Below are 24,390 nucleotides of genomic sequence, written 5' to 3' on the forward strand. Positions count from 1 at the left end.
TCAGTTTTCCGTCCGGGCCAGTGTGGCGTTGCTGTTGCGAATGCCGGCCTGGTCCAGCGTCAGGCTGGCGCTGTTGAGTGCCTGCGGGGTGATCTGGACCACGTAGCGCCACTGGGTCTGCTCCAGGTCGCGGTAGGCCGCCAGCACGCCGACGTAGCGGCTGCCAGGTTCCACGCTCAGGCGCAGCGTCACGTGCTCACCGGGGCGCAGCTCCAGCTCTTCGCTGACCACCAGGTCTGGCGCCAGGGATTCCTTGGCCCGCTCGTACAGGCTGAAGAAGTCGGCATGCTCGAAGGCCACCGGGTGCTTGAGTTCGAACAGGCGCACCACGATCGGCGAGGGCCGGCCATTGAGGTCCGGGTTGAGCTGGTCACCGGCGTCGAGGGTCAGTTGCAGCTTGGTCAGTTCCGAGTACGGCGACAGCGCGGAGCAACCGGCCAGCAACAGCGCCAGCGCCATCAGGCCGGTGGAGAGAAAGGTCTTGCAGCGCAGCATGGGGATCATCCTTGAGCGTCGGTGTGAAGGGTGCCGATCAGGCGAACCTGTTCGGCGTAGGCCTGGGCGAAGTCGCGCGCCAGCAGGCGCTCGCTCCATTCATCGTCCTGGCCAAGGGCCTGGTGGTAGCGCACGTAGGCGCGCCACTGGCTGCCGGCAGTCCGCAGCAGCGGTGCCCGGCCGCGCTCGAACTGCAGGCCCAGCTGGCGTGGCGAAAAGTGCTCAAGCACACCCTGCAGCGCAGCGCGACAGGCCGTCAGCATCGCCACCTGATGCGCCTGCAGGTCGCGGTAGGCCTGGGTCAGTGCCTGGCTCGCAGGGAGCTGGCCGGGCGCGGCCGGGTGCAGCAACAGGCCCAGCGCCTGGCCGGCATCGGCGCTCGACTTCAACGGGTTGTGGCTGGCGCGGTGGGAGGTGGTCAGGGCCAGGCGCAACTCGTTCTTCAGTTCGCTGCGGGTGCGCAGGCTTTGCTGCACGCCGCCGATGCTCTGCTTGAGCAGGCCGGCCGCCTTGATCGCCAGGGCTTCACGGGCGCCAGGGTCGAGCCCGCCCAGATCGACCCCGAGGGCGGTACCAAAGGCTGCCCAGAACCGTTCGTTACATGCAGGTGCCGGCGGCGCCTGTGGTTCATCGTCGGGTTCGGGCTGCGCCACCAGGTTGGGTACCAGCAGGCTTTCCATGTCTATGCGCGCGTAGTCGGGGCGCTGGCGGGCCACCGGTGCAACCGTGTCGAGTGCACTCAGTGCGTCGAGGGGCGAAGGCTCGACGTCCTGCTGGTCGAGGGCATGGAACGGGTCCAGCTCAAGAAAGGCGTCGTCAGGGATGATGCTGCCCGCGGCGCTGGGCAGGCCGACCTCGACATCGGCTGCGGTGCGGGTGACCAGGCGCGCGCGCACCTCGAAACCGCCCAGCAGGTACACGCTGTCCTGCTCGATTCGCTGCGCCTGCCCCTTGCGCAGCTGCGCACCGCTGCGCCCGTCGCGGGTGCCGTTGCTGCTGATGTCGGTGAGGAAGAACACGCCCTCCTGACAGGTGACCAGCGCATGTCGCTTGGAGACATGCCGCTGCGGGTCGCTGATGACCCAGTCGCACGCCTCGTCGCGCCCGATCACGCCGCCTGCACGGGTGAAGGTCTTGCTGCGTCCCTGCGTTTCAAGAACCAGTTCCATGTTGATGCTCCTTGCTCTCACTTGCCGCGGTTGGCTGCCTGCGGATCGCCCAGCGGGCGATAGGTGTCGTCGTTGAATTTGTAATTGCCGCTACAGCCGCCCAGGCCGCTGAGCACGATCAGCGCCAGCAGCAAGGCGGGCCAGTGACGAACAGACATTTGCAGATCTCCATCGGTGGGCATTGCACGGGGCGCCGCCCGCCGGGGGCAGCGCACGGTTGTAAGGGAAAATGCAGCATTGCTCGCCATGGCCGCTCAACCTTCGAACTCGCCAAGGTTGATGTTCAGCCGCCCCAGGCGGTACAGCAGGGTGCGCCGCGGCAGGCCCAGCTCGCGTGCGGCCAGGGTCTGGTTGCCGGCGTTCTTGCGCAGGCAGTCGAGCAGCCAGTGGCGCTCCACGTTTTCAAGGCGGTCACGCAGGTTCAGCCCGCTGTCCCCCGACGGTACTTCGCTGGCCGGGGCAACATGCTCAGGCAGCAGGCACTCGCCGTCGCACAGCAACACCGCGCGCTCCACCAGGCCCTTGAGTTCACGCACGTTGCCCGGCCAGGCGAGCCCGTCGAGGTAGGCCAGTGCCGCCGGCGACCACTGCAGGGGCTTGCGCCCCAGAAACTCGCAGGCCTTGGCAGAGAAATGCCGGGCCAGCACTGGCACATCGCCGCCGCGCTGACGCAGGGCCGGCAACTCGATGGGGAACTGCGCCAGGCGGTAGTACAGGTCTTCACGAAAGCGCCCTTCGCTGACCAGCACCGCCAGGTCGCGGTGGGTGGCGGCGATGATGCGCACATCGATGGTGTGGGTGTCGTTGGAACCCAGCGGGCGGATCTCGCCCTCCTGCAGCACGCGCAGCAGCTTGGCCTGCAGCGACAGCGGCATGTCGCCGATTTCGTCGAGCAGCAGGGTGCCGCCGTGGGCGGCATCGAACAGGCCAGGGCGGTCGCGCAGTGCGCCAGTGAAGGCGCCCCGGCGATACCCGAACAGTTCGCTCTCCAGCAGGTTTTCCGGCAGGGCCGCACAGTTCTGCACCACGAACGGCCGGGTACCACGCGGGCCGTAGTCGTGAATCGCCCGGGCCACGACCTCCTTGCCGGTGCCGGTCTCGCCCAGCAGCAGGACGGTGTAGGGGCTATGCAGCACCTTGCTGATCAGCTGGTAGGCCTGGCGCATCGCGGCGCTGTTGCCGATCAGCCCGTAGTCGGTGGCGCCGGCGCGCGTGGCGGGCAGCGGCGCCGGCGCCACCTCGGGCTGGTGCAGGCGTTGCAGCAACTCCATTTGCACCAGCACGAACGCCCCCAGCTGTCCCAGCGACTGGGCAAAGCCGCCCAGGTCGACGCTGGTACGGCTGGCACACAGCAGCAGGCCGGCGATGGCCTGCTGCGGGTTGAGCAGCGGTACGCACAGCAGCGACTGCTAGGGGCTGTGCAGCACCGGCAGGAAACTGGTGTCGAGCAGGCTGGCGGGCAGGTCGGCAAGGCTTACCGAACGGTTCTGGCACAGCGCGAACTGCAGCAGTTGCTCGCCGTTGTAATCCACCGGCACGCTGGCGGCAGCACGCGGCTGCAAAGCCCCGCCCAGCCATTCGGCGGCAAGGCTCAGCGAAGTGTGGGTGGCATCGAGCAGGTACAGCTGACTGAGCTCGCAACCGCTGAGCTCGGCCACCGCCTGCACGAAGCGCTCCTGCAGCGCGGGTTCCCGGCCCGTACGCGACAGGCTGGCGAAGTGCGTCAACAGGGCTTCGGCATAGCGCAAGGGCTGCGGCACGTGGGTGAACATCACCCCCACCTCAGGCAAACTCGCACCTCACGCCCGCATCGCCATCGAGCGTTGCATGCACCTGCTGCAACGACTCCCCGGCCGCCATCGCTGCCAGCAGCCGGTCAGCCACCTGCGGCATCAGGTGCAGGTCGAGCAGGTGGTCGATCAGCCGCGCGCCGCTGTCGCCCTGGGTGCAACGCTCGGCCAGGTGCTCGACCAGCGCCGGGGCATAGGTGAAACCCAGTTGCCGGCGCAGCAGCCGCTGGCCAAAGCGCTGCAGCTTGATCTCGACCAGCTCGCGCAGCACCGGGCCGCTCACCGGGTAGTACGGCACCACACGCATGCGCGCCAGCAAGGCCGGTTTGAAATGCCTGCTCAAGGCGGGCCGTATGGCCTGTTCCAGTTGCTCGGCAGAGGGCCGTTCGGCGCCTTGGCAAAGGCTCGCGATCTGCTCGCTGGCCAGGTTGGAGGTCATCAGGATCAGGGTGTTGCGAAAGTCGATTTCGCGCCCCTCGCCGTCGTTGGCCACGCCCTTGTCGAAGATCTGGTAGAACAGGTTCAGCACGTCCGGGTCGGCCTTCTCGACCTCATCCAGCAGCACCACGGAATAGGGCTTCTGGCGCACCGCCTCGGTGAGCATGCCGCCCTCGCCATAGCCGACGTAACCGGGCGGCGCGCCGATCAGCCGCGACACGGTGTGCTTCTCCTGGAACTCGGACATGTTGATGGTGGTGATGAAGCGCTCGCCGCCATACAGCAGGTCGGCCAGGGCCAGGGCCGTTTCGGTCTTGCCCACGCCACTGGGCCCTACCAGCAGGAACACCCCGACCGGCGCATCGGGCTTTGCCAGGCCGGCTGCGTTGGCCCGCATCGAGCGGTCCAGTGCCTGCACGGCCTGCTCCTGACCACGGATGCGCGCACGCAGGTCTTCGGCAAAACGCATGATCCTGGCGTTGTGCTCGCGGGCCAGTTGCTCCAGCGGCACGCCGGTCCAGGCACTGATCACTTCGGCCACCAGGCGCGGGCACACTTCGAAGCTGACCAGGCGCTCTTCGGCCTGCGCCGCTTCCAGCAGGCTGCCGGTGGTCTCCAGGCTGGCCTGCAGTACGGCCACGTCATCCCGTGCATTGCCCTGCTCGCGGGCTTCGGCCAACTGCCGGCGCAGGTCCAGCACCTGCTCGGCCAGCGCGCGCTGCTGTTCCCAGCGCACCTGCACGGCCTGCTGGTCGGCCTGGTCGCTGCGCAGTTGCGCCTGCAAAATGTGCAGCGCCTCTTGGTCTATGGCCACACCGGCTTCGGCGTCGCGCTGCTGCGCCTGCACCTGCCGCTCGCCCTCGGCCAGCGAGGCACGCAGGCGTTCCAGGCGTTGCGGCGCGGCGGCCAGGCTGATGCGCACCCGGGCACAGGCGGTGTCGAGCACATCGACCGCCTTGTCCGGCAACTGTCGCCCGGCCAGGTAGCGCGCCGACATGTGCGCCGCCGCCACCACCGCATCATCGCGCAGGTAGATACCGTGACTCTTCTCATACACCTGGGCCAGGCCGCGCAGGATGGTCACCGCCTCGTCCGCTGTCGGCTCGTGCAGTTGTACCGGCTGAAAGCGCCGGGCCAGGGCCGGGTCCTTCTCGAAGTACTTCTTGTACTCGCTCCAGGTGGTGGCGGCGATGGTGCGCAGCTCGCCCCGCGCCAGTGCAGGCTTGAGCAGGTTGGCCGCATCCGAACCGCCGGCGTTGCCGCCCGCACCGATCAGGGTGTGGGCTTCATCGATAAACAGGATGACCGGTCGGGGCGCGGCCTTGACCTCGTCGATCACGCCCTTGAGGCGTCGCTCGAACTCGCCCTTGACGCTGGCGCCGGCCTGCAGCAGGCCCATGTCCAGCGCCAGCAGCTCTACCCCGCGCAGTGCCGGCGGCACTTCGGCGGCGGCAATGCGCAGCGCCAGGCCCTCGACGATGGCGGTCTTGCCCACACCGGCCTCGCCCACCACGATGGGGTTGTTCTTGCGCCGCCGGGCAAGGATGTCGATCATCTGACGCAGCGCTTGATCGCGGCACAGTACCGGGTCGAGTCGGCCGTCGCGGGCCTGCTGCGTGAGGTTGTGGGTAAAGCGCTGCAGCATCGACTCGCCCTGGCCGCCCGCGGCACCCTGCGCTGCAACCGGCCGGGACGCCAGGGCGAAGCCCTTGAGGCGCTCGATGTTCAGGCGGGCCAGCAGCGGCTGGTAATGGCTGCCGGCATAGCGCACGGGGTTGCGCAGCAGCGCCAGGATCAGCGCAGCCTGTTCGACCTGGCTGCTGCCCAGTTCGAGGTTGGCCACCAGCAGCGCATCCTGCAGCCACTGCACCAGTTCGGGGGCGAACACCGGGTTGCGCGAAGCGCTGTGTTCAAGCTGCACCTGCAAGGTGGCGCGCAGTTCGCCCGGCGCCACGTCGGCGTCGTGCAAGGCCCGTTCAAGAAGGCCTTCGGGGCGATCGAGCAATTCCAGCAGCAGGTCCTCGACCAGGATCCTGCTGCCGCCACGTGCCACGCAACGTTCGGCGCAGCGCTCCAGGTCACGACGGGTGTCGGCGTCCAGCGCCTGGATGAGTTGTTGCAGGTCTACGGTGATCATGTCCATCGGTCCTTAATGAATTTTGCTTCCCAGGGTCACCACGCCATCGGCGCGTTCGTGACCGAGCCAACTCGTCCATCCCAGACGGCAGGCGTTGTCCTGGCCGATACGCAGCTCGCGAATCTCTTCCTGGCGCAGCACCAGGCGGATGTCGTAGTCCAGCGGGTCGCGCAGGGTGAAACGCACCAGGGCACACAGCGGCTGATAGCCGAAGCCGATCGGCAGGAACTCGTGAAAGCGCTGCCAGTCGAGCTTGGTGATGTGGATGCGGAACTTGCCGTTGCGATCACGCACCCGCTCGCCCAGCACCACGTCCTCGCCCAGCAGGCTGTTGGCGCGCCCCAGGCGATTGCACTGCTCCTGCAGGATGACCACGCGACGTTCGATGCACTGCTCGATGACCAGCTGCGCATGCTTGAAGTAGTAGCGCAGCACCGCCTCGATCAATGCCGCCGAGTGGGCACGCAGGCTCAGCAGGCCCAGGTAGGGCAACAGGCGCTTCCAGTTCAGTTCGCGGGCCTCGCGAATGTGCTCGCCACCCAGCCCGATCAGGGCGAACAGCTGCGCCGAGAATGGGTCCATCGCCCCGCTCTGGAAGCGTGCGCGATAACGGTACTTGCGCCAGATGGGCAGCATCAGGCGCTGTAGCCGATGGTGGAACACGTCGAGAAACTGCCGGGTCGTGTTGCCGTCCTCGCCATCGCCCAGCGCCTGCTCCACGTAGAACGCCGGCAGCGGCGAGCTGGCGCCGCACAGGCCAATCAGGTTGAAACGCAGGCGTGCACGCATCTGCCCGCGGTCGTCGAAGAACTCGACGCGATCGACGTCGCTGCCCGGAAAGCCCAGGCTCGGATTGGCCTGGAACTCCAGCTGGTCGTACAGCTCCTCTTCGCTCAGGTGCGGATGGAACTCGCGCAGCCGGTCGATGACCAGCAGCACGGCCTGAAACAGCGAGTATTCGCGTATTGCGTGGCTCAGCCCGCTCAAAGCAGGGGCTGCAGGCCCATACGTGGTGTCCATTGGTACACCTCTCCCTGGGTACTTCTGACCCGCAACTCGTGGTACGAGTTGAGGCTGGCATAAAGGGCAAAGAACTCGTTGAGCACCGAGGCGAACACGAACAGGTCGCCTTCGCCGATGTAGCCTTGCGGGTCGATGGTCAGTTCGGTGCGCAGCCCGCGCAGGGGCAGGCCGCGGTGCAATCGGTCGACATGCTCGTGACGGATCGACTTGAGCCCGCCGAGCAGGCGCTTGCTGACCTTCTCGGCATGTTGGTCGTAGTAGCGCGGCAGGTCGTAGGTTTCCAGGATCACCTTGAGCGCATCGACGTTGGCCAGCGACAGGTAGTTGAGCGACATGTTGCTGATCAGCTTCCACAGGAAATCCCGGTTCAGGGGCGGCGCGTAGCTGGCCGTGACCGGGGTGATGTTGCGGAAGGTGAGGAACTCCGGGGTCTGCTCGGACGGCTGGTCGATATCACCCAGCTTGAGCCGGCGCGGTAGGTTCTGGTTGGTGCAGGTGAGCTCGATGGACAGCGTCTCGTGGGTGCGGGTATCGCGTATTCCGAAGCTCAGGTAGGTGTCCAGGCCGTCATGCAACAGCGAGGAGCGCTGGCGAATGCTGTAGTGCGGGCTGGTCTGCGGCACGTCGAAACTGGGGTCGTGCTCGAACGACTCGAACGGCACATAGGCCTGGTAGCCCACGCCGCCGGGCTTCCAGCCGGTCACGCTGTGCACCGAGAACACCCCGCAGTTCTCCAGGTCGTACTCGGCGGGCAGCAGCAGGTATTCGTCCTGCTTGCCATCCAGGCGAATCGGCAGGGCATCGTGCTGGAACAGGTTGGCGATAGGGGTGCAGTACAGCTTGACGTTGTCCAGCGTGGGGCGCATGCGCTGGATACCGCCCCTGCGGATGTCGAAACGTATCTCCAGCCCACGCATCTGCTTGAGGGTTTCCGTGCCCAGGGACTTGAGTGCCTCCAGACCGTCAAGGTCGACGAACAGGAACTTGTCCTGGAAGGCGAAGTACTCCTGCAGGTAGCGGTAACCGCGAAAGGTGTTCAGCGGGTAGGGAATCAGCGCCTCTTCCTCGGCGAAGCCGACCGGCTGGATACGGTTGCCAGCCAGGCGCACTGTCACGTTCTCGCCACTGGCGCGCACCAGCGGCTTGCCATCGCCCCCCAGCGGCACCAGCTCGATGCCTTCCACGTTGCGCAGCAGGCACAGGTAGAGCATCTGGCTGATGTAGCGCTCGCCTGCCAGGTGCAGGCGCAGGCGGCTCAGTTCCAGCTCGCCGACATGCCCGTCGCAGCTCATCTCCAGGCGCAGGCTGAGCAGCGCCCCATCACCCTTTACCGAGTAATTGAGCGCGGTGAGGTCCAGGGCCATGACATCGGTGGGGTAGCAGGTACGAAAACGGCAGCGCACCTCATCGATCGGCTGGCTCTCGACCGGTGTATCGCGCGCCACCCGCAAGGGCGGGCCGGACTGGCCCAGCGGGTCGAACTGCAGGATGCTGAACGCCGGCAGCGGGCGCATGTAGTTGGGCCACAGCAACTGCATCAGCGAATGGCTCAGCTCGGGCAGTTCGTCATCGAGCTTCTGGCGCAGGCGCCCGGTGAGGAAGGCAAAGCCCTCGAGCAGCCGCTCCACGTCCGGGTCGCGCCCGGCCTGCCCCAGAAACGGCGCCAGGGCCGGGCTGCGCTCGGCAAAGCGTCGCCCCAGCTGGCGCAACGCGGTGAGCTCGCTCTGGTAGTAATGATTGAAGGACATGCTCGGTTACCTGTTTTGCATGCTCAGGAACGTCCTGTTCGCGAGACGGCAGCGCGGTGCGCGTCTCAGTTGACCTGCACCTGCCCGCCGCCCTCCAGGCGCGCGGAAAAGCTGACCTGACGCTTGATCCCGTCCAGCTCAAGCAGGCCTTCGATGCTGAAAGCCAGCTTGAGCTGATCGTGATCATGCGGCAGCGACACCACGCGCACATTGGTCAGGCGCGGTTCGTAGGCTTCGATGAACTGCTCGATGGCCTGACGCGCCTGGCTCAGCGCGTCATGCAGGCTCAGGCGCATGTCATTGAGGTCTGCCAGCCCGTAATCGGGCAGCGTCTGCACGCTGCCCGCACGGGTACTGAGCATCTTGCCCAGGTGCACCGCCACCGAGGCCATGGCAGCCCTCTCGCGGCTCCAGCCGCGACGCTTGTCGGCTTCGCCGCCCAGACGCTCGAAAAGGCTGCCATATCCGCTCATGTACGCGCCCCCGCTTACTCTTTATCCAGTTTGCCGACCAGCGACAGGGTGAAGTCGGCGCCCATGTACTTGAAGTGCGGGCGCACGTTGAGGCTGACCCGGTACCAACCCGGCTCCCCTTCAACATCGCTGACGATGATCTGGGCCGCGCGCAGCGGACGACGCCCACGCACCTCGGCGCTCGGGTTCTCCTGGTCGGCCACGTACTGGCGGATCCACTTGTTGAGTTCCAGCTCCAGGTCGGTGCGCTCCTTCCACGAGCCCAGCTGCTCGCGCTGCAGTACCTTGAGGTAGTGGGCCAGGCGGTTGACGATCATCATGTACGGCAGCTGGGTACCGAGCTTGTAGTTCAGCTCGGCGGCCTTGCCCTCGGCGCTGATGCCGAAGAACTTGGGTTTCTGCACCGAACTGGCGGAGAAGAAGGCGGCGTTGTCACTGCCCTTGCGCATGGTCAGGGAAATGAAGCCTTCCTCGGCCAGCTCGTACTCGCGACGGTCCGACACCAGCACTTCGGTGGGGATCTTGGTCTCGATCTCGCCCATGCTTTCGAAGTGGTGCAGCGGCAGGTCTTCCACCGCGCCACCGCTCTGCGGGCCGATGATGTTCGGGCACCAGCGGAACTTGGCGAAGCTGTCGGTCAGCTTGGTGCCGAACGCATAGGCGGTGTTGCCCCACAGGTAGTGCTCGTGGCTGTTGGCCACGGTTTCCTTGTAGACGAACGACTTGACCGGGTTTTCCTCCGGGTCATAAGGGTTGCGCAGCAGGAAGCGCGGCACGGTGAGGCCGATGTAGCGCGCGTCCTCGGACTGGCGAAAGCTCTGCCACTTGGCAAACTGCGGGCCTTCGAAGTGGTCCTTGAGATCCTTGAGGTCCGGCAGGCCGGTGAAGCTTTCGAGGCCGAAGAACTTCGGACCGGCAGCGGCGATGAACGGCGCATGGGACATGCACGCAACGCTGGAGACGTACTGCATCAGCTTGACGTCGGGGGAGCTGGGCGACATGAAGTAGTTGGCGATGATCGCGCCCACCGGCTGGCCACCGAACTGGCCGTACTCTGCGGTATAGATGTGCTTGTAGAGACCGGCCTGCATGACTTCGGGCGAGTCCTCGAAGTCGTCCAGCAGGTCCTGCTTGGAGACGTTGAGAATTTCTATCTTGATGTTTTCGCGAAAGTTGGTGCGGTCGACCAGCAACTGCAGACCACGCCAGGCCGACTCCAGCGACTGGAAGTCGGGGTGGTGGAGAATCGCGTCCATCTGGCGGCTGAGCTTGGCATCGATCTCGGCGATCATGCGGTCGACCATGGCCTTCTTGACCGGTTCGCCGTCGTTGTGCGGCTTGAGCAGCTCTTCGATGAAGGCCGACACGCCGCGCTTGGCAATGTCATAGGCTTCATCGTCGGGCGTCAGGCGGGTTTGCGCGATGATGTTGTCGAGAATGCTGTACTCGCCTTCGGTGCTGCTGGTTTGCTGTGCTGCGCTGGTGCTCATGGTGTTCTTCCTTGACGGGGGAGGCTCAAGCGTCGGTGGTCGGCGTGGCGCTCAGGCCCAGTTCGCCGAGTACGCGGGTGCGCGACTCATCGTCGGCGAGCACGCCTTCGATGGCCTTGCGAAAAGCCGGTGCGTTGCCCAGCGGGCCCTTGAGTGCCACCAGCGCATCGCGCAGTTCCATCAGCTTCTTGAGCTCTGGCACCTGCTCGACCAGGCTGGCCGGGTTGAAGTCCTTCATGGAGTTGACCCGCAGGCTGATGCCCAGCTCATCGCTGGCGCTTTCGTCGTCCTGCAGGCGGTTGGGCACGCTGAGGGTCAGGCTCAACTCCTGCTTGGCGAGCACTTCGTCAAACGTCATCTTGTCGATGCTGATGGGCTTGCGGTCCTCTACCTTGCGTTCGTCCGGACGCTGGGTGTAGTCACCGATCGCGAGCAGCTTCAAGGGCAGTTCGATTTCTTCCTGGGCACCGCCCGTGGCAGGTTTGAACGTGACGTTGATGCGTTCCTTGGGGGCTACCGAGCCTTCTTTGGCCATGGCTTTTCTCCTTGCGTTTGCGGCCCGGGGGCCTAGTCGAGTACCACTTCGAGGTCGAGGTGGCACAGCCTGCGATAAACCTCATCCTTGCGTTCGCGCACGGCGTGGTTCTGCGGCAGCAGCTCACAACAGCTGTGCAGCAGACGCAGTACTTCCAGTGCCAGGTCCGGCTCCCACTGATGCAGGCCGGCCTGTTGCAGTTCGTGATCGAGGGCTTCGAGCTGGGTCTTGGCCAGTTCGTACTTCTTGGCCAGAAAGCACAGCCGCGCCTGGCTGAGCTGCCAGAAAAAGCGCACACGCCCGCCTTGAGCCGCCTGCATGCCCTGCTTGAGTATCTGCACGGCAGGCTTGAGGCCGTCCTTGCGCAGCACGGGCAGCACCGCCTCCAGGGCCAGCTCCCAGGGTGGCAGGCTGGTCGCGAGGTCGGTCTCGACCTTGCGCGGTGCGCTGGTGCTCTGCAGGTGCGGCATGACGCTGGCGTTGATCCAGCCCCGCGTCGCCGGGTCGGCAAACGGCGTGCCGTCATGAAAGCGCAGCTCCACCACCCCGGGCAGGCGCTGCAGCAGTTGCGCGAAGTGGAACTCCACCTCGCGCATGCCCTGCTCGGCGTTGAGCTCCAGCAGGCACTCCCAGACCATGCGCTGGCCGTCGAACCAGAACGGCGACTTGGCCAGGCTGGCCTCGAGCTCCATCAGCAGGTCGGCGTACTGGCCGTTGGCAAAGCGTTCCTGGTAGATCTTCAGGCGGTCGACCGGCAACCCGCGCAGCACGGTCACCTGTTCGGCATTGCGCTCGGGCACCGCGTCGATCTGCAACCACAGCAGCGTGCGGTTGAGGCGCAAGGCGCGCACGTCGGTGGCCTTCTGCTTGAGCCACCAGTTCGATAACGGTCGAGCGCCATCCTGCAGGGTGCGTAACACCTTGTGCGCGTCTTTTTCGCTGTCGACGGGGGCGCCGGGGGTGAGCAACTGGGTGGCGGCCTGCTTGACCTGGGCCACGACCGCGCCCACGGCACCGGGTTCGGGCTGATTGTCGGCAGCACGTTGCACCATGCTCGACAGGCGTCGGCACAACGGCAGCAACAGCGGCGCCTCATCGCCCAGGTGCGTGGTCAGGGCTGCATCGAGCGCCTGCAGGCTGTCGACCAGGCGGCGGAACAGCGCCAGTTGCTCCTTGATCGCGACATTTTCACCCAGTACCTGCTCCAGGCGCGGCACCAGCCAGCCGATGGCCGCGGCCCGCGTGCGTGGCTTGGCCGGGTGCACCTGCGCCCAGTGCTGCTCGCACAGGTGCTGCAACAGCCCCACGCCGGCCAGCAGGCCCGGGAAGGATTCGCGTTGATACAACGCCCACGTCAACCAGGCGGCAACCCGCAGGTCCTTGGACTGTGTGCGCAGCAGCGTCTCGCTGTTCTCGAGCACGCGGAGCCAGTCGATCTGGCCGCTCTCGTGAACGGACTGAGCCTTGTTCAACTCGCCTTCCAGTGCTTCGTACTCACTGGAAAAACGCACGTCCTCGCCCGCAAAACAGTCTGGTGATACAGCCTGCCGGGCAACCTCGTGGTAACGAGCGTGCAACTTGCTTGAGTAGGACATCCTTGGCCTGTAGTTGGACTGCAGGCCCCGCGCCGGCCGAAAAAGCCCAGGCGGCACGGGGCCTACCAAAACAGCGTCAAACACCCATCCGTGGGTTCGCTGCCTTAAGTGAGGGGGCACATCCTAGATAGGGAAATGGCACATTGCAATCAACACAGCGTGTGCAATTTGTATCAAAAAGCAGGAAACCATTCCGCTGACGAACAGGACTGGCACTTTGCCACACTTCAAGGCATGCTAGCCGCCCTTCGGGCGTGCAGCTTATAGTGCGCGCCTGGAACCGGGATGCGACAGGACTACCGCACACTGCGCCGCTTGTCGCTGCGTAGCGATCACCTGCCACAGCCTCACGCAGGAACAGCGTTTGACCAATCTGACTCAGCCTTCATCCCCGCGCAAAGCCACGAGTGCGTCCGGTTCGCCCTTGCGTGGCTCGCTCAAAGGCGCGTTGGCCATCCTGGTGCTGCTGTTGCTCGCGCTGCTGTTCTGGCAGGTGTTCGAACAGTTCCGCCATACCCAGGCCGATCGCCGCCAGCAGAGCCTGGATGCAAGTGCCGAACTGGCCAGCCAGCTCAACCTGAGCCTGGCATTGAACGCGCAAAAAGCCCTCACCCTGCTGCAACCCTACCCTGCCGCACCGGCCGTCACCGACCTGCCGCCGCTGCTCGAACACCTGCACGCACGCCTGCCCGCCCTGCGCAGCCTGGTGTGGGTGGACGCCCAGGGCGCGTTGCTGCGCGACAGCGCGGGCATCAGTGCCGACCGCAAGGCGCTCCAGGAGCTGCTGCACCTGGGCCAGGAGCGCCCGTACTACTTCAGCAACAGCGACGACAACAGCCTGGTCTACCTGCTGCTGCAGCACCCCGACAGCGACACCCGTGGCTATTGGCTGCTGCGCCTGGCCCCGGAGTACTACCAGCAACTGAGCCAACCCCTGGATCACGCCGCGCCACCGCTGTGGCTGCTGGAAAACAGTCGCACGGCCCAGGTCATCGATCGCCACGCGCCGCCGCTCGATGCGCGCGACGCCAGCATCGAGCCGCCGCAAAGCGTGCTGCTGGCGTACCTGGACAACAGCGACTGGCAACTGCGCGGCCTGTTCGATGCCGCCCACAGCCGCCAGCAACTGCTGCCGGCCTTGATCGGCAAGTGCGTGCTGGGCCTGGTGTGCGCGCTGATCCCGCTGCTGGCGCTGATCAGCATGCGCCGCCGCCACCGCGCCCTGCAGGAAGGTCGGCGACGCTATCAGGACATCTTCGAAGGCACGGGCGTGGCCTTGTGCGTACTCGACCTGTCGGGGCTGACCGAACTGCTGGAACGCCTGCGCCTGCGCAGCACAGCCGAGCTGGCCCAGCGCCTGGCCCGGGATGTATCGCTGCGCCACAGCCTGCTGGGCGAGCTGAAGGTTACTGAAGTCAATCAGGTGGCCCTGCAACTGCTGGGCGCCGGCTGCTGCGAGAGCGCCTGGCAGCGCCTGATCGAAGGCCACTCGCCGGGCGCCGACGGGGTGGGCATGCAGTTGGTCGAGGCAGTGGTGCAGGACCTGCGCCTGCTGGAGCTGGAAGTGCGGCTCAGCGACCCCCAGGGCCAGGACCAGCACCTGTGGCTGATGGTGCGCTTCCCCCAGGCACGGCGTGACTACCAGGCCGTGATCCTGAGCATCAGCGATATCACCAGCCGCAAGCGCGTGGAGCTGTCGCTGCTGGAGCGCGAAAGCTTCTGGTCGGACGTGGTGCGCACCGTGCCCGACCAGCTGTACGTGCAGGATGTGCACAGCCTGCGCATGATCTTCAGCAACCGCCACCTGGGCCAGACCCTGGGCTATTCGCGCAGCGAGCTGGCGCAGATGGGCGAGTACTTCTGGGAGGTGCTGCTGCACCCGCAGGACGCCGAGCTGTTTCGCCAGATGCGCCAGCAGCAGCGCCAGAGCGGCTATGTGGAGCAGTTGCATTGCCAACTGCGTTTTCTTCACCACGACCAGAGCTGGCGGCGCTACGACATTCGCGAACAGGCCCTGACCCGCGACCCTGACGGTACGGTGCTGCGCATCATCGGGGTGGGCAAGGACGTCACCGACCAGATCGAGGCGAGCGAGTCGCTGCGCGACAGCGAGCAGCGCTACCGCATGCTCGCCGAGAGCATCAGCGACGTGATCTTCTCCACCGACCCGCAGTTGCAGCTCAACTACGTCAGCCCTTCGGTGCAGACGGTACTGGGCTACGACGTGCCGTGGATCTTCGCCAACGGCTGGCAGTCGACCATTGCCAACCCGGCGCAGCTGACCGGCGTGTTCACCCTGTTCGAACGGGTCAAGCGGGCCCTCGAGGAACCCGCCGCGCTGGAGCGCCTGCGCACCGAGGTGACCACCCAGCTGTTCCTGTTCGACTGTCTGCGCGCCGACGGCCGCAAGATCCCGATCGAGCTGCGCGTGGTACTGGTGTGGGACGAGCACAACCATTTCGAGGGCATCCTGGGCGTCGGCCGCGACATCAGCCAGCAACGCCGCGCCGAGAAAGACCTGCGCATGGCCGCCACGGTGTTCGAGCATTCCACCTCGGCGATCCTGATCACCGACCCGGCCGGCTACATCGTGCAGGCCAACGAAGCCTTCAGCCGGGTCAGCGGCTACGCGGTGAGCGACGTGCTCGACCAGTTGCCGAGCCTGCTCACCGTCGACGAACAGCAGGAAGCCCACCTCAACTACGTGCTCAAGCAACTGCACCAGCGCGGCACCTGGGAAGGCGAGGTCTGGCTCAAGCGCCGCAGCGGCGAGCACTACCCGGCGTGGGTCGGCATCACCGCGGTACTCGACGACGAGGGTGACCTGGCCAGCTACGTGTGCTTCTTCACCGACATCAGCGAGCGCAAGGCCAGCGAACAGCGCATTCACCGCCTGGCCTACTACGATGCCCTGACCCACCTGCCCAACCGCACGCTGTTCCAGGACCGCCTGCACACCGCGCTGCAGCAGGCCGAGCGGCAGAAGGCCTGGGTGGTGCTGATGTTCCTGGACCTGGACCGTTTCAAGCCGATCAACGACTCCCTGGGGCATGCCGCGGGCGATCGCATGCTCAAGGACATGGCCGAACGCCTGCTCGACTGCGTACACGACGACGACACCGTGGCACGCATGGGCGGCGACGAATTCACCTTGCTGCTGCAACCCAAGGCCACCCGCGAAATCGCGCTCAACCGCGCGATCCACGTGGCCGAGCAGATCCTGGGCAGCCTGGTGCGACCGTTCGTGCTGGAGAACCGCGAGTTCTTCGTCACTGCCAGCATCGGCATCGCCCTCAGCCCGCAGGACGGCAGCGAGCTGAGCCAGCTGATGAAGAACGCCGACACCGCGATGTACCACGCCAAGGAGCGCGGCAAGAACAACTTCCAGTTCTACCAGGCCGACATGAACGCCAGTGCGCTGGAGCGCCTGGAGCTGGAAAGCGACCTGCGTCATGCGCTGGAGCAGAACGAGTTCATCCTCTACTATCAGCCGCAGTTCAGCGGCGACGGCAAGCGCCTGACCGGTGCCGAGGCCCTGCTGCGCTGGCGCCACCCGCGCCGCGGGCTGGTGCCGCCGGGCGACTTCATCCCGGTGATCGAGGAACTGGGGCTGGTGGTGGACGTGGGCGACTGGGTCATCAGCGAAGCCTGCCGCCAGCTCAAGGCCTGGCACCAGGCCAAGGTGCGAGTGCCCAAGGTGTCGGTGAACATTTCGGCGCGCCAGTTCTCCGATGGCCAACTGGGCACGCGCATCGCCACCATCCTGGCCGATACCGGGCTGCCGCCGGCGTGCCTGGAGCTGGAACTGACCGAAAGCATCCTGATGCGCGAGGTCAACGAGGCGATGGTGATCCTCGACAGCCTGAAGAATCTGGGGCTGAGCATTGCGGTGGACGACTTCGGCACCGGCTACTCGTCGCTCAACTACCTCAAGCAGTTCCCCATCGACGTGCTCAAGATCGACCGCACCTTCGTCGACGGTCTGCCCGAGGGCGAGCAGGATGCGCAGATCGCCCGCGCCATCATCGCCATGGCCCACAGCCTGAACCTGGCGGTGATCGCCGAGGGTGTGGAGACCCATGAGCAACTGGAGTTTCTGCGCGAGCACGGCTGCGACGAGGTGCAGGGCTACCTGTTCGGGCGGCCGATGCCGGCCAACCAGTTCGAGGCGCAATTCAGCAACGAAACGTTGTTCATGTTCGAATGACGCATCGCGGGTCAAGCCCGCTCCCACAGGATGTTCTCGGCCCCCGAGAGCGGATACCAGACCTGTGGGAGCGGGCTTGACCCGCGATAAGTTCACACCGAGCCTGAATGAGCCCCGCTTGTCTGCGACATGATGCCCTTTCATATGCCAGACAAAAGCCGATGAGGTAGAATGCCCGCCTATTTCAGCACGATCCTTGAGGACCGCCATGTTCAGCCGTGATTTGACCATTGCCAAGTACGACGCCGATCTCTTTGCCGCCATGGAGCAAGAAGCTCAGCGCCAGGAAGAGCACATTGAGCTGATCGCTTCGGAAAACTACACCAGCCCTGCGGTGATGGAAGCTCAAGGCTCGGTACTGACCAACAAGTACGCCGAAGGCTACCCGGGCAAGCGCTACTACGGTGGCTGCGAATACGTCGACGTGGTCGAGCAACTGGCCATCGACCGCGCCAAGCAGCTGTTCGGCGCCGACTACGCCAACGTGCAGCCGCACGCCGGTTCCCAGGCCAACGCTGCCGTCTACCTGGCCCTGCTGTCGGCCGGTGACACCATCCTGGGCATGAGCCTGGCCCACGGCGGCCACCTGACCCACGGCGCGGCCGTGTCGTCCTCGGGCAAGCTGTACAACGCCATCCAGTACGGCATCGACGCCAACGGCCTGATCGACTACGACGAAGTCGAGCGCCTGGCGGTCGAGCACAAGCCGAAAATGATCGTGGCCGGTTTCTCGGCCTACTCGCAGGTGCTGGACTTCCCGCGCTTCCGCGAAATCGCCGACAAGGTCGGTGCCTACCTGTTCGTCGACATGGCCCACGTGGCTGGCCTGGTCGCCGCTGGCGTGTACCCGAACCCGGTGCCGTTCGCCGACGTGGTCACCACCACCACCCACAAGACCCTGCGCGGTCCACGTGGCGGCCTGATCCTGGCCCGTGCCAACGCCGACATCGAGAAGAAGCTGAACTCCGCCGTATTCCCGGGTGCCCAGGGCGGCCCGCTGGAGCACGTGATCGCGGCCAAGGCGATCTGCTTCAAGGAAGCGCTGCAGCCTGAGTTCAAGGCCTACCAGCAGCAAGTGGTGAAGAACGCCCAGGCCATGGCCGGCGTGTTCATCGAGCGCGGCTTCGACGTGGTGTCGGGCGGTACTGAAAACCACCTGTTCCTGCTGTCGCTGATCAAGCAGGAAATCTCCGGCAAGGACGCAGACGCTGCCCTGGGCAAAGCCTTCATCACCGTCAACAAGAACTCCGTGCCAAACGACCCACGCTCCCCGTTCGTCACTTCCGGCCTGCGCTTCGGCACCCCGGCCGTGACCACTCGCGGCTTCAAGGAAGCAGAGTGCAAGGAACTGGCGGGCTGGATCTGCGACATCCTGGACGACCTGAACAACGAAGCGGTGATCGACGCCGTTCGCGAGAAGGTCAAGGCCATCTGCGCCAAGCTGCCGGTGTACGGCAACTGATCGCAGGTACCTGATGTGAAAAAGCCCGGCTCCCAGCCGGGCTTTTTTGTGGCATCGCGGGTCAAGCCCGCTCCCACAGGATTTCATAGCCCTCCAGATGGGTAGTAAACCTGTGGGAGCGGGCTTGACCCGCGATGGGCCCTCAGGGGCGACCCAAGGCCTCGAACCCCTCGCGAATCTTCGCCTCGGGCAGGTCATCGGCAATGAACACCATCACACTCTCGCGCTGTTCACCTTCGGCCCACTCGGTATCCCAGTCGAAGCCATACAGCTTCAGCACGCCCTGAAACACCAGCCGCCGATCCTCGCCAGCAATGTTCAACACGCCCTTGTAGCGCAACAGCTGCTTGCCATGCGCCTCCAGCAATTGGTTCATGAACTCGCTCAGCCGGTCGATATCCAGCGGCACATCGGTACGCAGCACCATGCTGGAGATCCGGTCCAGGCTGTTGCCCGCCGCCACAACAGGCCGCAGGTTGAGGCTGGCGTTGAGGTTGAACCCGCGCACATCCAGCATCTCGGCCAGGTCGATCCTGCCGTTGTCCACCACACGGATCGGCGCACGTCGGTTGATCCGCGCCAGGCGCTGGCTCAAAGCCTCGAACGCGGCCGCATCGACCAGGTCGGTCTTGCTCACCAGCAGGCGATCGGCAAACCCGACCTGGGCCTGGGCGATGGTCTGGGTCAGGTGCAGGTCGGCATGCGCGGCATCCACCAGGGTGATGATGCCGTCGAGGATGTAGCGCTCGCGCAGCTCTTCGTCGATGAAGAAGGTCTGCGCCACCGGTGCCGGGTCGGCCAGGCCGGTGCACTCGATCACCAGCCGGTCGAAGGCGATTTCGCCGCTGTCCAGACGCTCCAGCAGCAGGAACAGCGCCTTGGTCAGGTCGGTGTGGATGGTGCAGCACACGCAGCCGTTGGCCAGGGTCATGACCTGCACCGGTTCGTCGCCCAGCAGTTGGGTGTCGATGCCGGCGTCGCTGAACTCGTTTTCGATCACGGCGATTTTCAGGCCGTGCTCGGCCTTGAGCAGGTGGCGCAGCAAGGTGGTCTTGCCGGCCCCCAGAAAACCGCTGAGCACGGTGACGGGAATGGGTTGCACGGAAAATCTCCTGAACACTGAAATGACTGTGGGAGCCCGGCTGCCCGGGCTCCCACAGGTTTGTCACACGCGGGCGGTGCCGTCTTTCAACAGCACTTGGGCCCGCCCTTGCCGCCGTAACGCGCCTCCTGGCGTTCCCGGAAGAACTCCTCGTAGGTCATCGGCGGCAGGTCGGGGTGCCGGGTTTGCATATGCTCGACGTAATTGTCGTAGTCGGGCATGCCGACCATCAGGCGGGCTGCCTGCCCCAGGTACTTACCCAGTCGACCGAGATCGTTGAACATGTCTGCAATCCTCTTGGTTTACGCGTCCGGCAAGGCCTGGAACGGCGATTCCTTGTCGGTACGTTCTTTCTTGTTCAAGGCGCGGATACCGACCTTGAGCGCGAAGAACAGGATGCTGAACACCACGAACAGGAACAGCGCGGTCAGCGTCGCGTTGGTGTACGCGTTGAAGATCACGTGCTGCATCTGCGCGATGTCCTTGGCCGGGGCCAGTACCTGACCGGCGTCCAGCGCCGCGCTGTACTTGTTGGCCAGGGCCAGGAAGCCCACCGCCGGGTTCGGGTCGAACAGCTTGATGAAGCCTGCGGTGGTGGTGCAGATCAGCAGCCATACCGCCGGCACCAGGGTGACCCACATGTACTGCTGGCGCTTCATCTTGATCAGCACCACGGTGCCGAGCATCAGCGCGATACCGGCCAGCATCTGGTTGGAGATGCCGAACAGCGGCCACAAGGTGTTGATGCCACCCAGCGGGTCGATCACGCCCTGGTACAGCAGGTAGCCCCACAACGCCACACAGCCGGCGGTGGCGAGCAGGTTGGCGCCCCACAACTCGGTGCGCTTGAGCGCCGGCACGAACGAGCCCAGCAGGTCCTGCAGCATGAAGCGCCCGGCACGCGTACCGGCGTCTACCGCAGTGAGGATGAACAGGGCTTCGAACAGGATCGCGAAGTGGTACCAGAACGCCATGGTGTTTTCACCCGGCAGTACCTGGTGCAGGATCTGCGCGATGCCCACCGCCAGGGTCGGCGCACCACCGGCACGGGCCAGCACGGTGTGCTCGCCGATGTCCCGGGCGACCGCCTCGAGCTGCTCGGGGGTGATGGCAAAGCCCCAACTGCTGACTGTCTGCGCCACCGACACCACGTCGGCACCGACCACCGCGGCCGGGCTGTTCATGGCGAAGTACACGCCCGGCTCGATCACCGAGGCGGCAACCATGGCCATGATCGCGACGAATGACTCCATCAGCATGCCGCCATAGCCGATGTAGCGGGCGTTGACTTCGTTGTCCAGCAGCTTGGGCGTGGTGCCCGAGGAGATCAGCGCATGGAAGCCCGATACCGCGCCACAGGCGATGGTAATGAACAGGAACGGGAACAGGGTGCCCTTCCACACCGGGCCGGTGCCGTCGGTGAACTGGGTCAGCGCCGGCATCTTCAGCTCGGGCGCCAGCACCAGGATGCCGATGGCCAGGGCAATGATGGTACCGATCTTGAGGAAGGTGGAGAGGTAGTCACGCGGCGCCAGCACCAGCCATACCGGCAGCACGGCGGCGACGAAGCCATAGCCCACAAGCATCCAGGTGATCTGCACGCCGGTGAAGGTGAACGCCGGGCCCCACACCGGATCGGCGGCCACCAGGCCCCCCAGCCAGATGGACAGCAACAGCAGCACCACACCGATCAGCGAGATCTCGCCGATGCGGCCCGGGCGGATATAACGCATGTACACGCCCATGAACATCGCGATGGGGATGGTCGCCATCACCGTGAACATGCCCCATGGGCTTTCGGCCAGGGCCTTGACCACGATCAGCGCCAGCACCGCAAGGATGATGATCATGATCAGGAAGCAGCCGAACAGGGCGATGGTGCCGGGAATGCGGCCCATTTCCTCACGCACCATGTCGCCCAGCGAGCGACCGTTGCGGCGGGTGGACAGGAACAGGATCATGAAGTCCTGCACTGCACCGGCCAGTACCACGCCGGCGATCAGCCAGAGCGTACCGGGCAGATAGCCCATCTGCGCAGCCAGTACCGGGCCCACCAGCGGGCCAGCGCCGGCGATGGCCGCGAAGTGGTGACCGAACAGGATGTGCTTGTTGGTCGGCACGTAGTCCAGACCATCGTTGTTGAGCACCGCCGGGGTGGCCCGGCGCGGGTCCAGCTGCATCACCTTGGTGGCGATGAACAGACTGTAGTAACGGTAGGCGACCAGGTAGAGGGCTACCGAGGCAACCACAATCCACAAGGCGTTGATCGCTTCGCCACGGCGCAGGGCAACCACACCCAGCGCACAGGCCCCCAGGACTGCCAGCAGCAGCCATGGTATATGGCGTAGCAGGCTATTATTGTTGTTCATGGTTTGCTTCCAGCTAGTGGATATGAAAGACCGCCCATCGAGTCTAGGGCGAGTCTTGGCGCATTGCCATACTTGCTTTGGTCTAGAGCCTGCAGCCCCGCCCACAGTCTCGTTATGCGCGTTCGCGATCATGCTGGCAAGCCCTGAGCTATAGTCAGTCAGGTTCCAGCCAGGTTCTACTGCAAAGGGCCTCCACCATGAGCGATCACCCAGAACGCCGGCGCTTCCAGCGCATACCCTTCGATGCACCGACCGAACTGCTCCAGGGCGAACGACGCTGGCCGGTCAACCTGCTCGACCTGTCGCTCAAGGGCCTGCTGATCGAGGCGCCCAAGGCCTGGGACGCCGACCTCGAGCGGCCGTTCGCTGCGCAGATACGCCTGGGTGAAGAGGCGTTTGTCACCATGACGGTGGAACTGCGCCATGTCGACGACACCCAGCTGGGGTTTATCTGCGAGCACATCGACCTCGATTCGCTGGAGCACCTGTGCCGCCTGGTGGAGCTCAACCTGGCCGATCGCACCGAACTGGAGCGCGAATTCCATCAACTCATCGACATTTGAAATCTTTTAGCCCGCTACCGACCTGACCCCGCCCCGCCTTCCTGTCCACCCAGACAGCTTTCAAACAGCCGTTCATGCCACCGGACCCAGCCCTGGCGGGCCTGGTGCTGCGTGTTGGAACGATAACTGCATCCACGCCTGCACCCAAACCAATGACCTGACTGTTCCTGTGCCAATCTAAAAATTGTATACAATTGTTCTGGCAATGAATGGCACGAGTTGTCTACAGTAGCGCCACAACAATAAAACAGAGAACCTGCTCCCATGACTACGTCCTCCCCCGACACGTCCACGGCATCACGTCCTGAAGACGAGAACCTGGGGCTCGGCGCCAACCTGGCGTACGGGCTGCAACACGTACTCACCATGTACGGCGGTATCGTCGCGGTACCGCTGATTCTCGGCCAGGCGGCCGGCCTGGGCCCGGCCGACATCGGCCTGCTGATTGCCGCATCGCTGTTTGCCGGTGGCCTGGCGACCCTGCTGCAGACCCTGGGCCTGCCGTTCTTCGGTTGCCAGTTGCCGCTGGTACAGGGCGTTTCGTTTGCCGGCGTGGCCACCATGGGCGCGATTCTCAGCAGCGAGGGCGGCGGCGGCCTGCCGGGGGTGCTGGGCGCGGTGATGGCGGCCTCGTTGATCGGGTTTCTGATCACCCCGGTGTTCTCGCGCATCACCAAGTTCTTCCCGCCACTGGTGACCGGCATCGTGATCACCACCATCGGCCTGACCCTGATGCCGGTCGCGGCGCGCTGGGTCATGGGCGGCAACAGCAAGGCACCGGACTTCGGCAGCATGTCCAACATCGGCCTGGCGGCGGTGACCTTCCTGATCGTGCTGATACTGAGCAAGCTGGGCAGCGCGGCGATCTCGCGGCTGTCGATCCTGCTGGCGATGGTGTTCGGCACCCTGATCGCCTGGTCGCTGGGCATGGCTGATTTCAGCAAGGTGCTCGAAGGTCCGCTGGTGGCCTTCCCTACCCCGTTCCACTTCGGCATGCCGACCTTCCATATCGCGGCCATCCTGTCGATGTGCATCGTGATCATGGTGACCCTGGTGGAAACCTCGGCCGACATCCTCGCGGTAGGTGAGATCATCGACACCAAGGTCGACTCCAAGCGCCTGGGCGATGGCCTGCGTGCCGACATGGCCTCGAGCATCCTGGCGCCGATCTTCGGTTCGTTCACCCAGAGCGCATTCGCCCAGAACGTCGGCCTGGTGGCCGTGACCGGGGTGAAGAGCCGCTACGTGGTGGCTACCGGTGGCGTGATCCTGGTGGTGCTGGGCCTGCTGCCGATCATGGGCCGGGTGATTGCCGCCGTACCGACCTCGGTACTGGGTGGCGCGGGGATCGTGCTGTTCGGCACCGTGGCGGCCAGTGGTATCCGCACGCTGTCCAAGGTGGACTACCGCAACAACATGAACCTGATCATCGTGGCCGCCTCACTGGGCTTCGGCATGATCCCGATTGCCGCGCCCAACTTCTACGCGCAGTTCCCGAACTGGTTCGAGACCATCTTCCACTCCGGCATCAGCTCGTCGGCGATCATGGCGATTCTGCTGAACCTGGTGTTCAACCACTTCAAGACCGGCAACTCCGATCATCAGTCGGTGTTCGTGGCCGCCTCCGAGCGCACGCTGAACTACTCGGACATTTCCGGGCTGCGTGACGGCGACTACTTCGAAGACGGCAAGCTGTTCGATGCCGAGGGCAAGGAGATTCCGTTGCTGGAGAAGGATGAGCATGGGGGGCAGATAGTGAGGCGAGAGACGGTGGCTGAGCATTGATAGTGCTCG

General features: G+C 65.0%; 17 protein-coding genes and 1 pseudogene. 4 read left to right on the forward strand and 14 right to left on the reverse strand.

Annotation, left to right across the window (positions count from 1 at the left end; genetic code table 11):
- The 11 genes and pseudogenes from tssJ to tssA all read right to left on the reverse strand — a co-directional run bounded on the left by tssJ (position 1) and on the right by tssA (position 12,893).
- Positions 1 to 495, reverse strand: a complete 495-nt coding sequence (tssJ, locus tag ACPRTJ_RS06640; RefSeq protein WP_043860551.1) for a type VI secretion system lipoprotein TssJ — start codon at positions 493 to 495, stop codon at positions 1 to 3.
- A gap of 5 nt (positions 496 to 500) precedes the next feature.
- Positions 501 to 1,664, reverse strand: coding sequence for a type VI secretion system-associated FHA domain protein TagH (tagH, locus tag ACPRTJ_RS06645; protein ID WP_078481829.1), 1,164 nt, complete (start codon positions 1,662 to 1,664; stop codon positions 501 to 503).
- A 17-nt stretch (positions 1,665 to 1,681) separates the two neighbouring features.
- On the reverse strand, positions 1,682 to 1,822 hold the full coding sequence (locus tag ACPRTJ_RS06650) for a hypothetical protein (RefSeq protein ID WP_058540727.1): 141 nt from the start codon (positions 1,820 to 1,822) through the stop codon (positions 1,682 to 1,684).
- Between the two features lie 96 nt (positions 1,823 to 1,918).
- Positions 1,919 to 3,436, reverse strand: a pseudogene (locus ACPRTJ_RS06655) (sigma 54-interacting transcriptional regulator).
- Between the two features lie 10 nt (positions 3,437 to 3,446).
- Positions 3,447 to 6,035 (reverse strand): type VI secretion system ATPase TssH, encoded by a 2,589-nt coding sequence (gene tssH / locus ACPRTJ_RS06660; RefSeq protein WP_426428419.1) that lies wholly within the window; start codon positions 6,033 to 6,035, stop codon positions 3,447 to 3,449.
- Positions 6,036 to 6,041: 6 nt separating this feature from the next.
- Positions 6,042 to 7,049 carry a type VI secretion system baseplate subunit TssG gene (gene tssG / locus ACPRTJ_RS06665; protein WP_426428421.1) on the reverse strand — a complete coding sequence of 336 codons (1,008 nt, stop codon included), beginning with the start codon at positions 7,047 to 7,049 and terminating at the stop codon, positions 6,042 to 6,044.
- Complete coding sequence (tssF, locus tag ACPRTJ_RS06670; protein ID WP_054916573.1) at positions 7,013 to 8,800, reverse strand: type VI secretion system baseplate subunit TssF; 1,788 nt, start codon at positions 8,798 to 8,800, stop codon at positions 7,013 to 7,015. The genes tssG and tssF overlap by 37 nt, the downstream gene beginning before the upstream one ends.
- Before the next feature lie 65 nt (positions 8,801 to 8,865).
- On the reverse strand, positions 8,866 to 9,273 hold the full coding sequence (tssE, locus tag ACPRTJ_RS06675) for a type VI secretion system baseplate subunit TssE (protein WP_426428423.1): 408 nt from the start codon (positions 9,271 to 9,273) through the stop codon (positions 8,866 to 8,868).
- 14 nt (positions 9,274 to 9,287) lie between these two features.
- Entirely contained in the window at positions 9,288 to 10,763 is a 1,476-nt protein-coding gene (gene tssC / locus ACPRTJ_RS06680; protein WP_058540731.1) for a type VI secretion system contractile sheath large subunit, read from the reverse strand.
- Between the two features lie 25 nt (positions 10,764 to 10,788).
- Positions 10,789 to 11,298, reverse strand: coding sequence for a type VI secretion system contractile sheath small subunit (gene tssB, locus ACPRTJ_RS06685; protein WP_043860560.1), 510 nt, complete (start codon positions 11,296 to 11,298; stop codon positions 10,789 to 10,791).
- A 32-nt stretch (positions 11,299 to 11,330) separates the two neighbouring features.
- Positions 11,331 to 12,893, reverse strand: a complete 1,563-nt coding sequence (tssA, locus tag ACPRTJ_RS06690) for a type VI secretion system protein TssA (RefSeq protein WP_043860561.1) — start codon at positions 12,891 to 12,893, stop codon at positions 11,331 to 11,333.
- A gap of 364 nt (positions 12,894 to 13,257) precedes the next feature.
- On the opposite strand from tssA, the gene ACPRTJ_RS06695 reads away from it, so the two are divergent.
- Both ACPRTJ_RS06695 and glyA read left to right on the forward strand, forming a co-directional pair.
- A complete protein-coding gene (locus tag ACPRTJ_RS06695; protein ID WP_426428426.1) occupies positions 13,258 to 17,100 on the forward strand; it encodes a sensor domain-containing protein in 3,843 nt (1,280 codons plus the stop codon).
- A gap of 208 nt (positions 17,101 to 17,308) precedes the next feature.
- Positions 17,309 to 18,562 carry a serine hydroxymethyltransferase gene (gene glyA, locus ACPRTJ_RS06700; protein ID WP_043860563.1) on the forward strand — a complete coding sequence of 418 codons (1,254 nt, stop codon included), beginning with the start codon at positions 17,309 to 17,311 and terminating at the stop codon, positions 18,560 to 18,562.
- Positions 18,563 to 18,704: 142 nt separating this feature from the next.
- Here the strand turns inward: glyA and yjiA are convergent, their stop codons facing one another.
- From yjiA to ACPRTJ_RS06715, 3 genes are all read right to left on the reverse strand, one after another.
- Complete coding sequence (gene yjiA, locus ACPRTJ_RS06705; RefSeq protein ID WP_162484866.1) at positions 18,705 to 19,688, reverse strand: GTPase; 984 nt, start codon at positions 19,686 to 19,688, stop codon at positions 18,705 to 18,707.
- 62 nt (positions 19,689 to 19,750) lie between these two features.
- Positions 19,751 to 19,948 (reverse strand): YbdD/YjiX family protein, encoded by a 198-nt coding sequence (locus ACPRTJ_RS06710; RefSeq protein WP_043860565.1) that lies wholly within the window; start codon positions 19,946 to 19,948, stop codon positions 19,751 to 19,753.
- Between the two features lie 18 nt (positions 19,949 to 19,966).
- A complete protein-coding gene (locus ACPRTJ_RS06715; protein WP_426428429.1) occupies positions 19,967 to 22,033 on the reverse strand; it encodes a carbon starvation CstA family protein in 2,067 nt (688 codons plus the stop codon).
- A 197-nt stretch (positions 22,034 to 22,230) separates the two neighbouring features.
- Here ACPRTJ_RS06715 and ACPRTJ_RS06720 point away from each other — a divergent pair, with 197 nt between their 5' ends.
- The gene (locus ACPRTJ_RS06720; RefSeq protein WP_058540734.1) at positions 22,231 to 22,596 is read left to right on the forward strand and encodes a PilZ domain-containing protein; all 366 of its coding nucleotides are present in this window, start codon (positions 22,231 to 22,233) and stop codon (positions 22,594 to 22,596) included.
- Positions 22,597 to 22,860: 264 nt separating this feature from the next.
- Positions 22,861 to 24,381: a nucleobase:cation symporter-2 family protein gene (locus tag ACPRTJ_RS06725; RefSeq protein WP_054916569.1), complete on the forward strand. Its 1,521-nt coding sequence runs from the start codon at positions 22,861 to 22,863 to the stop codon at positions 24,379 to 24,381.
- Positions 24,382 to 24,390 lie beyond the last annotated feature (9 nt).

It is taken from the genome of Pseudomonas palmensis, assembly GCF_049942755.1.
Lineage (GTDB): Bacteria > Pseudomonadota > Gammaproteobacteria > Pseudomonadales > Pseudomonadaceae > Aquipseudomonas > Aquipseudomonas palmensis.